This window comes from Sphaerospermopsis sp. LEGE 00249 (genome assembly GCF_014299995.1).
In the GTDB taxonomy this organism is placed as follows: domain Bacteria; phylum Cyanobacteriota; class Cyanobacteriia; order Cyanobacteriales; family Nostocaceae; genus Sphaerospermopsis; species Sphaerospermopsis kisseleviana.
This window is the reverse complement of the sequence record NZ_JACJUZ010000025.1, coordinates 1-12,408: the sequence shown is the minus strand read 5'-3', so window position 1 is coordinate 12,408 and position 12,408 is coordinate 1. Positions and strand designations below refer to the sequence as shown.

The window sequence follows — 12,408 nt, the reverse complement described above, 5'->3', positions numbered from 1 at the left end:
CTGTGTGTGTGGGGTTATCAACCAAAATGAAAAAAACTGCTTGGAATTTATTGCTTACTTTACCAATGTCTATATTCCTCTTGGTCTTAGCAGCTAGTACAAAATCTTCTGCTAGTGAAAGAGGGCAAGAAAAGGAAACGACAGGTAAAGAGACCTTATCAACCGTCAGTATAAATATCCCTGACTCTGACAACGTTAATCAAATAATTACCCAAAAAGAAACTAACTCAGAACTTTTCTTTTCATCTAATGAGTTTCAAGATAGTGAGTCACAACTTACATCTGTATCCCAACTTTCAGATGTCCAACCAACAGATTGGGCTTTTCAAGCTTTGCAATCTTTAGTAGAACGTTATGGTTGTATTGCTGGTTATCCAGATAGTACATTTAAAGGTAATCGTGCCTTGAGTCGCTATGAATTTGCCGCAGGATTAAACGCTTGCTTAGATCAAGTAAATAAACTTATTGCATCATCCACATCAGATTTAGCTGTAAAAGAAGATTTGGAAGGCATACAACGTCTAACTGAAGAATTTAGTAGCGAACTTGCTCAATTACGCGGGAGACTAGATAAGTTAGAAGCAAGAACAGCAGAAATAGAGTCCAATCAGTTTTCGACAACAACTATACTGAGCGGTCAGGCTCAGTTCGTACTGGGAGGTGTTTTAGCGGGCAATAACGTGATCACCAAAAAACCAGCACCTAATATCATCACATTTCAAAATGCAGTTCAATTAGCACTAAACACAAGTTTTACTGGTAAAGATCAACTGCGATTAGTCCTTTCAGGTGGAAATATTGAATCTTTGGGACAAACTAGGACTGGACTTTTGGGAACATTTGATGGCAGAACGGCCGATAATCGTAGACCTAATCCTGCTCAACCCAATCAGGTTTTTGTTAGTGGTATTCGTTATCGTTTTCCTATTGGTAAAAAGACCCAATTTAATATTTTTGCTCAGTCAGATGGAGCTAATGAAATAGGTTTAAGTGGACCAACTAACCCCTTTGAAGGTTCTTTCACTAATGGGATAACACGATTTTCCCGACGGAATATGGTGTACAACTATGGAGATACCGGACCGGGAATTGCTATTCTTCATAATCTAAGTGAGCAGTGGCAATTAGGAGCATCCTATAGCGCCCCTAATGGCAATGACCCCTCGCCTAATAATGGTTTGTTTACAGGCAGATATGTGGCTTTTGGACAATTAACTTACTTTAGCCCCAAAAAGAATTTTCGCCTTGGTTTAAGTTACGCTAATACCTACAGTCCACCAGGTGCAATTGGTCAAGGAGGAACAAACTTTGGACCTGCTGCTGGTAGTAACTTAGCAAATAGTACCGTACCTGGTGCGGGAACCGTGGGAAACCTTTATGGAATTGGGGCATTATATAGACTAAATCCAAAATTAACAGTCAATGGTTTTGTGGGGTATTCAGCCCATCGTTATTTAGGGCATGGAGATGGTCAAGTCTGGAACTGGGGAGCAGGAATAACATTTCCCGATTTAGGTAAAAAAGGTAGCTTAGGCGCTCTCTTTGTGGGTCAAGCACCAACACTGACTCGTTTAAGTTCAAATGTAGATTTAGGAGCAGGTAAGGGTCAAGCAGACAAAGATACTTCACTGCACATTGAGGGATGGTATAAATATAAACTCACTGATAATATTGAGATTACACCTGGATTTATTTGGGTAACAGCACCAGACTCAGATGCTAGTAATCCTGCTAGTGTAGTCGGTTGGCTGCGTACAACTTTCAGGTTTTAACCTAGTAAAGTACCTCTGATAATATAGCGCAAGCCATATCAAGATTTACATGATTCGAGGATTTGCAGGGTTTCGTATTTATTAAAATTCTTTAATCCTGTTAATCCTTTAATCCTGGACATCCTGATTCAGACATTTTCATTCTTTGCTATCATTATTTTTCTGAAAGTTAAAAGTTATGACTAACCTAACTGAATTACTAAATTATAGGTATGGTAATGACAAATTTAATCCAGATATTCCCTGGAGTGACACATTAGCAACTTTGCTATCTCATCGTTCAATTCGCGCTTATTTACCTGATGCTTTACCCCCAGGAACTTTAGAAGTTTTAATCGCTGCTGCCCAATCTGCCTCTACTTCCTCTAATCTTCAAACTTGGAGTGTGGTAGCAGTTGAAGATGGAAATCGTAAAGAAGAATTATCAAAACTAGCTAATAATCAAGCGCACATTCGCCAAAGTCCTCTCTTTTTAGTATGGTTAGCAGATTTAGCTAGACTAACAAATATTGCTGAAAGTCGTGGACTACCTCACGAAGGTTTAGATTATTTAGAAATGTTTTTGATGGCGGCTATAGATGCAGCTTTAGCAGCGCAAAATGCTGTAGTAGCAGCTGAATCTCTGGGATTAGGAACTGTGTATATCGGTGCATTGCGAAATAAACCACAAGAGGTAGCCCAAATTTTGAATTTACCTCCTCATGTAGTTGCTGTTTTTGGTTTGTGTGTGGGCTATGCAGATCCCGTTGTTAAAGTAGCAATTAAACCACGTTTACCGCAATCTGTAGTTTTACATCGAGAAATATATAACCTTGCAGAACAAGAGCAAGGAATATTAGAATATAACCAAATCATGGAAAATTTCTACAATTCACAACATATGAATATTCCTGGTGATTGGTCGGAACATTCTAGTAAAAGGGTAGCATCGGCTGAATCTTTATCTGGTCGGCATAGGTTAAAAGAAATTCTGAATAATTTGGGGTTTGAATTAGGATAATTAAGTTTTGTAATCAGGGTATAAATCACAATAATTTGTTAAAAAATACTCAAAAATAAATTTCTGTTATTGTTTGATGTAGGCAATTAATAGATTAATTGCAAAATTTTTGTATGGAATAAATCCTCATAAGTAAGTGGGGATTTTTTTATGTCTATTTTTAATATTTTTTTCTCAAATATGCTTGCAATTTTTAGATAATTGTGAAATACTAAGATAAAACTACGGTATTCCTACAAAGTTATCGGAGATTCTACTCAATGGCACGGAAACAAGCATACTGGTATTAATACCAGATGCTTCTTTACTAAAGCTTGTTGTCCAGAAATGTGATACTCAACCTAATAAAAGAGATGAATTGCTGTCAATCTTACATATCTCTTAAAGCCTGAGCATAAATATGTTGATTTTCTAAGGATTTCGGCTCAGAAAACTGTTACATAAGCATTGCCTATTTTTATTTGACAGCTTTACTCCCATGACAAGTAAACAATCCAAAAGTAAGAGGTTTTGAACATGACTAATAAAGGAATGCAATTAAATCTTGAAGGACTGAGAAAGTCCTTTGGCAACAAAACTGTTTTACAAGGAATTGATTTAGAGATTCAGCCAGGAGAATTTGTGGCTATTGTTGGTCGGAGTGGCTGTGGTAAAAGTACAATGTTGCGTCTAGTGGCTGGGCTAGATGCGCCCAGTGATGGCAATGTCTTGTTAAACGGTAAATATTCTGATAAACCTATTAATCCAGCCGTTCGGATGATGTTTCAGGATTCTCGTCTGTTACCTTGGCAGCGAGTATTGGCAAACGTAGAATTAGGTTTAATAGGTGCTAATTCTAAAGTTTATGCTCGACAAACAGCTTTACAAGTGCTTCGTGATGTGGGGTTAGAAGACCGCGCCCACGAATGGCCTTCCGTTCTTTCCGGTGGACAAAGACAACGGGTGGCTTTAGCCAGGGCATTGGTAAGTAAACCGTCTTTACTGTTGCTAGATGAGCCTTTGGGAGCGTTGGATGCCCTAACTAGAATTGAAATGCAACAATTATTAGAACGTTTGTGGACAGAACAAGGATTTACAGCATTGTTAATTACTCATGATGTAGAAGAAGCCGTAGTTTTAGCAGACCGAATAGTTTTGATTGAAGATGGTCAAATTAGTATGGATGTGAAAATTGATCTCCCACGTCCAAGAGCTAGAGGAGATGCAAAGTTTGCTAAGACTGTGGAGAAGATTTTAAACCGAGTCATGGGTCAACCAGAATATCAAAAGTCAGAAGTGGAATACGTTTTTAGTTCTAGTTCTGCGATCGCCTAAATTTCCACAACTTTACTCTACACAACTCTGTACAGCCATAAATTTAGGACTTGTCATCTAGTATTACTCAGTTTTCTTCTCAGTCAGTGTCAGTTAGTTTTTCTCGCACCTTAATGGGGTGGGTGTTCCTTTCCCACCTCACTTTCTTAAATTAATTTTCTTAATTTAATTAGAGGTAATTTGATCATGGTAAATTGGAAAGATAAAATTGAATCCTTGAAGCACCGACGTATTACTCGTCGTCATACTTTATTTGCTTTTGGTTATAGTTTAGTTATATCAACTATACTATTTAGTTGCAACGGTCTGCAAGAATCTCCAAGTAATACAGCATCTAATACAACTACTACACCTGATCCTGGAAATAGTTCTACGGCTACCCAAAAAGTAGTCAGGATAGTCCGTTCTAAACAACTGACAGCCTTAGCAGTTATAGAAAAAAAAGGTACTTTAGAAAAACGATTAGAACCTCTAGGTTATAAAGTTGAATGGCCTGAATTTGCCGCAGGTCCACAACAGTTAGAAGCTTTAAATGCAGGTGGACTTGATATTGCTTACACTGCTGAATCACCTCCTATTTTCTCCCAAGCTGCTGGCGCACCCCTGGTTTATTTAGCTGCTAATTCTTCTGATGGTCAATCAGTTTCTCTTTTAGTTCCAGCTAATTCACCTGTTAAAAGTGTCCAAGATTTAAAAGGTAAAAAAGTTGCCTTTCAAAAAGCATCTATTGGTCATTATCTGACAGTTAGAGCATTAGAAAAAGAAGGTCTAAAACTGGGTGATGTCGAGTCAGTTTTCCTAGCACCTCCTGATGCAAATGTAGCATTCAGTCAAGGTAAAGTTGATGCGTGGTTTATTTGGGAGCCATTCGTTACCAGAAATGTACAGAACAAAGTTGGTCGTGTGTTGATAGATGGTAGTAATGGTTTAAGAGATACTAATAATTTTATTTCTACAAACCGTAAATTCTATCAAGAAAATCCTCAAGTGATTAAAATATTTTTGGAAGAATTACAAAAAGAACAAGTTTGGGCAAAGAATAATCGTAAAGAAATTGCTGAATTGCTCAGTGCAACAACTCAGCTTGATGCACCCACATTAGAAAAAATGCACAGCAAATATGATTTTGCATTAGTGCCTATTACCGATGCAGTGATCAACAAGCAACAAGAAGTTGCAGATAAATGGTACAGCCTGGGACTAATACCCAAGAAAGTTAATGTTAAAGACGGGTTTTTAACACCGGAACAATATGCGGAAATTACTCCCAAAGAAGTGTTAGCAAGTAAATAAAAATTTGTAATTTATTGATCTGAAAATCTCAACTATGACGACTCTAACTTTAACCAAATTTCAAATTACTCCTCTTGATGCACCCTTGGGAGCAGTAGTTACTGGACTAGATGCTAGTCAAACCATTGCACCTGAAGTCATTTTACAATTAAAACAAGCATTGCGGGATTATCATATTCTCATCTTCAAAAATCAAAATTTGACTGATGAGCAATTTTTAAACTTTAGTTTTTACTTTGGTTCTCTTTTTGTTCCTCCAGATAATATTCCAGTTTTAGCTTCTCAGCCCGGAGTAACACCATTGATAATTCCTGTTTCTAATGTCGATAACGGTTATACAGGAACAGGTGAGATACCTTTTCATTCTGACCATAAATGGACTCCTTTTCCTTCCAGTGGTTCTTTGCTTTATGCTTTAGAAGTTCCATCCCAAGGGGGGGATACTTCCTGGTTAAATCTAAATTTAGCTTATGAAACTTTGGATGAATCAACAAAAAAACGAATTGCTAATTTACAGTTGATTACTTATAATCCGTTTTTAAATAAACCAGGAGAACCCAGAAGAAAATATCGTGAGGATAAAAGTATTCCTCTCATTAGTCCTGTATTTCCCCATCCATTAGTCAGAACACATCCAGAAAGTGGCAAGAAGATTTTATATTTAGACTACGCCACAGAAGTTGAAGTCGTTGGTTTAGATCCCCAAGAGGGTCAAGAATTAATAGCACAGTTGCGATATCATCTGCACCAGCGTCAATTTTATTATCAACATAAATGGTCTGTGGGCGATATTGTTTATTGGGATAATCAATCTACATTACATTATCGTCAAGCTTTTGATCCTAGTGAACGTCGAGTTTTGAAACGGATTAGTTTAGCGGGTAGTCGCCCATTTTAGGTTTTGTAATAAAAACAGTCATAAAAAAATTTGAATTGAAATTTATTGAGGAGACAGAAGCATGAAGCTTAACTTACCACGACGCATATTTTTACAGAAATTCCTTCAATACTCAATATCAGCATTAGCTTTAGTTACTCTTTCTGTACCAATTTCCAGTAAAATAGTCGAAGCCCAAAATACAACTAATAAAACAGGCATTAACACCAAAGTAGTCCGACTGGCTTATCAAACTTCTGGCGATATTGTAAAGATCAAAGGAGTAGTAGATAAACGTCTTGAACCTTTGGGTATCAAAGTAGAATGGTCTCCATTTCCTGCTGGACCCCAACTTATGGAAGCGATGAATGCTAACAGAGTTGATATTGGTTCTGTGGGAGAAACACCACCTATATTTGCTCAAGCTGCTGGCGCTCAACTTGCCTATATTGCTGGACGTAAACCCAGTAAGGGTGAAGGTAGTGCTATTGTTGTTCAACAAAATTCTCCTATTAAAACAGTTAAGGATCTTAAAGGTAAAAAAGTTGTTTTTCAAAAAGGATCTGCTGCACATTATTTACTGCTTAGAGCATTAGGTGAAGTCGGGTTAAAAATTAGTGATATTCAAGCAGTGAGTTTAACTCCTGCTGAAGCCCGTGATGCCTTTATTCAAAAAAAGATTGATGCTTGGGTAGCTTGGGATCCTTTTATTGCTTTTGTCCAGAAAAATGCTAATGCTCGTGTTTTGAGAAATGCTTCAGGAATTGCTAACCAAGGTGGTTTTTATATGGCTAGACGTAGTTTTGCCGTTGAAAATCCAGAAGTTGTGCGTATAGTTTTAGAAGAAGTGGATAAGTTAGGGGAATGGGCAGAATCTAATCCTAATGAAGTTGTGAAAATTCTTGCTCCTGAATTGAAACTTGATCCAGCGCTTTTATCTGTGGTAGTTCGTAGACGTACATTTCGTTTACGTCCAATTAACTCATCTCTGATTGCCGAGCAACAACGCATTGCGGATCTATTCTACAACGAAAAAGTGATTCCTAGGCGAATTGCTATCAAAGATTCAGTTCTCACTTCTCAGCAGTATGCAGCTATTACACCGCGAAGAATTAGTAGAAAATAACTACTAATTGAGATTCCTGATTTCTGAGAACAAATCATAATTGGTTGGTAAGAATTCAGGAGTCAGAATATTTGTGTCTAGGAACAAATAAACTCTGCTTGTAATCATTCTCATCATCACTTAATAAATAAATGGTCATGAAACTTTCTTCTACTGATTTTTCATCAAAGTATTCAACAAGAAAAAATAAGTTCTATTTTAAATTTCTGAAAAACCGCTATTTTCAATCATTTATACCCTGGGTTGTACCAATTACAATAATTGTAGTGTGGCAGTTGTTATCCTCTATTGGTGTTATTCCTACAAGAATATTACCCGCACCTTTGGCAGTTCTTATTGCTGCTATTAAATTAGCTCAGACAGGTGAACTTTTCAGAAATATTGGTATTAGTGCCTTACGAGCGATATCCGGGTTTTTAATTGGGGGAAGTATTGGATTTAGTTTAGGTTTACTTAATGGTGTTTCTCGGATTGCGGAAAAATTACTAGATACATCACTGCAAATGTTGCGGAATATTCCTAATTTAGCATTAATTCCTCTAGTAATTTTATGGTTTGGCATTGGTGATGAAGCGAGATTATTTCTAGTATCTTTGGGTGTAATGTTTCCCATTTATTTAAACACTTTTCATGGGATTCGTAGTGTTGATCATGGATTGATTGAAATGGGTAAAATTTATGGTTTAAATACTTGGGGTTTATTTTGGCGAATTATTCTCCCAGGAGCAATGTCTTCAATTTTAGTTGGTGTGCGGTTTTCTTTGGGGATTATGTGGTTAACACTTATTGTGGCAGAAACAATTGCTGCTGATTCTGGAATTGGATATATGGCAACAAATGCTAGAGAATTTATGCAAACGGATGTTGTTGTGTTAAGCATTCTAATCTATGCCTTGTTCGGCAAGCTGGCTGATATAGTTGCTAAAGCTTTGGAAAACTACTGGTTGCAGTGGAATCCCAGTTATTTAAAGGGTTAATCTACTAATACTCGATAAAGTTACAGTGTTTTTTTTGTAAAAGTATTGCTTTTCTTGATTCATTTGTGCAATACTCTTAAACATTACCTCAATAGTACGGTTCATCGATAGAATTACCGTAGTTATTGATTGAGTTTTTGATTACAAAGTTTTACACTTAAACATCATGCAAGTTCTTTGGTTTATTCCCACACATGGCGATGGACGCTATCTAGGAACTGCTATAGGTGGTCGTTCAGTCAACTTTGATTATTGGCGACAAATTGCCCAAGCAGTTGATCAATTAGGATTTACAGGAGCTTTATTACCTACAGGTCGTTCCTGTGAAGATGCCTGGATTTTAGCTTCAACTTTGGTAAGTCACACTAAAAAAATGCGATTTTTAGTAGCAATCCGTCCAGGATTGATGTCACCAGGGGTAGCGGCAAGAATGGCAGCAACTTTTGATAGAATTTCTGGCGGACGACTATTAATTAATGTCGTTACTGGTGGTGATCCTGTTGAATTAGCTGGTGATGGTTTGCATCTTAGTCATGATGATCGCTATAAACTGACAGATGAATTTTTAACAGTTTGGCGACAAATAGCAGGTGGTGAAACTTCTAACTTTGAAGGTGATTATCTCAATATTAAAGAAGGGAAAATACTATTTCCTAATGTGCAGAAACCTTATCCACCTTTGTGGTTTGGTGGTTCTTCTGCGATTGCCCAAGAAATTGCTGCCAAGCACGTTGATGTATATTTAACTTGGGGTGAACCACCTGAAAAAGTAGCAGAAAAAATCGCTTCTGTAAAACGTTTAGCAGAACCACAAGGTAGAACCTTACGGTTTGGGATTCGTCTTCATGTCATTGTTAGAGAAACTGAAAGTCAAGCTTGGGATGCGGCTAATAATTTGATTCGCTATGTAGATGATGAGGCTATTAATAAAGCCCAACAAGCTTATTCTCGCATGGATTCCGTTGGACAACAGTTGATGAAGGAATTACATAATGGTAGTCGGGAAGCATTAGAAATTAGCCCCAATTTATGGGCAGGAATTGGTTTAGTGCGTGGTGGTGCTGGAACTGCATTAGTAGGCGATCCTGATACTGTTGCTCTAAGAATGCAAGAGTATGCAGATTTAGGAATTGATACTTTTATCTTCTCTGGTTATCCCCATTTAGAAGAAGCTTATCGGGTAGCAGAATTACTTTTTCCTCGTTTACCTTTGAATAATTTACCAACAGTAGAACCGCAGTTATTGAGTCCTTTTGGTGAGATTGTTGCTAACCGGGAATTTCCCCAGCAGCTTCAAGAACAACTTAGAGAAACAACAGTAGCAACTGTAGATTAGTTAAAAATTAATTAAATCAAGAGGTTTAGATCACATGACTAATATTTTAGCGATCGCTGGTAGTCCTTCTCATCCTTCCAGAACCTACGGAATTTTAGAATATGCGACTCAAATTGTTTCCCAACAATTAGAAACAGATATTATTTCTGTGCGAGATTTACCTGCGGAAGATTTAGTTTTTGGACGTTATAATAGCCCTGCTTTAGAAAAACCAAAAGCATTGTTAGAAAAAGCAAGTGGCGTAATTATTGCCACTCCAATTTACAAAGCCGCTTATACTGGGGTACTCAAATCTTTCTTAGATTTATTACCACAAAAAGCCTTAAAAGATAAGGTTATATTACCTTTAGCCACCGGTGGTACAATTGCCCATTTATTATCAATAGAATATGCCTTAAAACCAGTTTTAGGTGAATTAGGTGCAAGGCATATTTTAAGTACAGTTTACGCAGTAGATAAGCAAATTCAAATTCAAGCTGATGGAAGTTTGCAGTTGGATGAAGAAATTGATCAACGTCTGCAAGAAGTTTTAATAGAATTTGTGCAAGCTGTTAATAAATTTCACCCTGATGTTAAAGAATTAGCATATAGCAACTAAAGGCATCTATGAATCAAAACTCTGAATTTTCCTAGCCTATGGGTAAGTTCTGTTGATTAAATCAGCGTTACTAGTGATTTTAACTGACAATGCCATGACTTCTAGTTTTTTGACTACTCACACTCCAACTACGATCACTATAGTTGGCGGAGGCTTTAGTGGTACTCTAGTGGCTACCCATCTATTAAAAACTGCTAGTCAACCCCTGATCATTAAGTTGATTGAGCGCAGTCGTCAAATTGGCAAGGGAATTGCTTATAGTACGGAGACTAACTGTCATTTACTCAATGTCTCAGCAGGTAACATGAGCGCGTTTCCTCATGACCCGGGACATCTGTTACGTTGGCTTCAGTACAACCGCAGCGAGTTAGAATCATTTTTTGCCGAAGAAGTCAATGCTAGTACCTTCATTCCCCGCAAAGTTTATGGTTTGTACATTCAGTCAGTTTTAGCAGAAGCAGAAGCCACAGCACCCAGTGATGTGCGTCTGGAAAGGGTGACTGATGAGGTGGTGGGGATACAACCGGAAGCAAAAAGGGCAGCTATTGCTCTCCGTAGTGGCCGCTATTTTAATGCCGATAAAGTTGTCTTGGCTTTGGGAAATTCCCTTTCTACACCTTCAGAAATTGAGAATACAGATAGTAATTATCTCCGCAATGCTTGGTCAGCCGATGCCCTAGATGATCTTGATCCTGATGCCCCTATACTACTGATTGGTACGGGATTAACAATGGTAGATATGGTGTTATCTCTGCACAGTCGCCAACACCGGGGTAAAATTTATGCTGGTTATGGTTGGCGATCGCTCATTGACTCTCTACGTCCCCACACTCAGAAAATTTGGCAAAAACTACCAAAAGAGGAACAACGGCGATTTCTACGTCATTTAACACCTTATTGGGACATCCATCGTCACCGCATTGCCCCACAAGTGGGAGATGTAATCACAGAAATACTCAATTCTGGTCAACTAACTATTTCTGCTGGCAGAATTAGAGAATATCAAGCTGTTCCTGGTGGTGTAGCTGTCACCATATCTGAACGCAAAACCCAGACTAATCAGATTTTGCCAGTGCGTCGAATAGTGAATTGTACCGGAGTAGCAGGAGATTATCGGCATTCAAATCATCCTCTGGTTACTAATTTGCGAAGCCAAGGATTAATTCGTCCGAATGTCCTGGGTTTAGGGCTAGATACTAACTCCCAGGGTGCTTTATATCAAGCAGATGGTACAATTTCTTCCCTACTTTATACCTTGGGAACACCCCGCAAAGGCGATCTGTGGGAAACTATAGCTGTTCCAGAGCTACGAGGACAAGCACAGGCATTATCCCAGGAGTTGTTGCAGTCTCTACCATTGCGTGTGCGTCCTCTTCCTGCCATAGCTTTGAGCAATACCAGTACAGGAATACCACAGCCAACCTTTCTATTTCGCCAATTTTTCGACCCTGAAACCAGTAGCTATACCTACCTTATTGCGGATCAACAGTTAGGAGATGGCATTTTAGTTGATCCTGTATTAGAACAAGTTGACCGGGATTTGCAATCATTAGAAGAACTAGGATTAAAACTACGCTATTGCTTGGAAACCCATCTCCACGCTGACCATATTACAGGAGCAGGAAAACTCAGACAACAAACAGGCTGTGAGATCATCGTTCCTGAAAATCCTGCGGTAACAAAAGCAGATCGCTCTTTTGTAGGTGGGGAAATTATAGAACTGGGATCAGTAACTATTGAAGCAATTTCTACACCTGGACATACTGCCAGTCACATAACCTATTTGGTGAATAAAACTCACTTGTTAACCGGTGATGCTTTATTTATTCGTGGTTGTGGACGTACAGATTTTCAGGGTGGTGATGCGGGAACTCTCTATGATGTGGTGACACAACGCCTATTTACCTTACCAGATGATACCTTAGTATATCCTGCCCATGACTACAAAGGGCGTACAGTTTCCACCATTGGGGAAGAAAAACGTCTCAACCGTTCGTGCTAAACTGAACAAATATCCATCTGTTTAGAATGGCACTTTAAAAGGCAGAACCTTTACTGGTGTAACGGCGACACTCGCTATCCCATTTGCAAAAGCATTTGGGAATACTTTTCTGA

The 12,408-nt window shown here is 38.3% G+C and carries 10 protein-coding genes; all 10 read left to right on the top strand.

The genetic code is table 11. The features are described from left to right. Positions 1-26: 26 nt before the first annotated feature. The 10 genes from H5968_RS10755 (at position 27) to H5968_RS10710 (ending at position 12,295) form a co-directional block, all read left to right on the top strand. Positions 27-1,772: an iron uptake porin gene (locus H5968_RS10755; RefSeq protein ID WP_187039949.1), complete on the top strand. Its 1,746-nt coding sequence runs from the start codon at positions 27-29 to the stop codon at positions 1,770-1,772. A 178-nt stretch (positions 1,773-1,950) separates the two neighbouring features. Continuing rightward, a complete protein-coding gene (locus H5968_RS10750; RefSeq protein WP_096572487.1) occupies positions 1,951-2,772 on the top strand; it encodes an NADPH-dependent oxidoreductase in 822 nt (273 codons plus the stop codon). A 516-nt stretch (positions 2,773-3,288) separates the two neighbouring features. Continuing rightward, positions 3,289-4,086 (top strand): ATP-binding cassette domain-containing protein, encoded by a 798-nt coding sequence (locus H5968_RS10745; RefSeq protein ID WP_096572488.1) that lies wholly within the window; start codon positions 3,289-3,291, stop codon positions 4,084-4,086. A gap of 186 nt (positions 4,087-4,272) precedes the next feature. Then, positions 4,273-5,379: an aliphatic sulfonate ABC transporter substrate-binding protein gene (locus H5968_RS10740; protein ID WP_187039948.1), complete on the top strand. Its 1,107-nt coding sequence runs from the start codon at positions 4,273-4,275 to the stop codon at positions 5,377-5,379. Between the two features lie 34 nt (positions 5,380-5,413). Further along, on the top strand, positions 5,414-6,277 hold the full coding sequence (locus H5968_RS10735; RefSeq protein WP_187039947.1) for a TauD/TfdA family dioxygenase: 864 nt from the start codon (positions 5,414-5,416) through the stop codon (positions 6,275-6,277). Positions 6,278-6,338: 61 nt separating this feature from the next. Further along, on the top strand, positions 6,339-7,382 hold the full coding sequence (locus H5968_RS10730; protein WP_096572491.1) for a sulfonate ABC transporter substrate-binding protein: 1,044 nt from the start codon (positions 6,339-6,341) through the stop codon (positions 7,380-7,382). Positions 7,383-7,519: 137 nt separating this feature from the next. After that, positions 7,520-8,359, top strand: a complete 840-nt coding sequence (gene ssuC / locus H5968_RS10725; RefSeq protein ID WP_096572905.1) for an aliphatic sulfonate ABC transporter permease SsuC — start codon at positions 7,520-7,522, stop codon at positions 8,357-8,359. Between the two features lie 166 nt (positions 8,360-8,525). Beyond that, a complete protein-coding gene (gene ssuD / locus H5968_RS10720; RefSeq protein ID WP_187039946.1) occupies positions 8,526-9,695 on the top strand; it encodes an FMNH2-dependent alkanesulfonate monooxygenase in 1,170 nt (389 codons plus the stop codon). 34 nt (positions 9,696-9,729) lie between these two features. After that, positions 9,730-10,293, top strand: coding sequence for an NADPH-dependent FMN reductase (gene ssuE, locus H5968_RS10715; protein WP_187039945.1), 564 nt, complete (start codon positions 9,730-9,732; stop codon positions 10,291-10,293). 94 nt (positions 10,294-10,387) lie between these two features. Next, the gene (locus H5968_RS10710; RefSeq protein ID WP_222620644.1) at positions 10,388-12,295 is read left to right on the top strand and encodes an FAD/NAD(P)-binding protein; all 1,908 of its coding nucleotides are present in this window, start codon (positions 10,388-10,390) and stop codon (positions 12,293-12,295) included. The last annotated feature ends 113 nt before the right edge of the window (positions 12,296-12,408 follow it).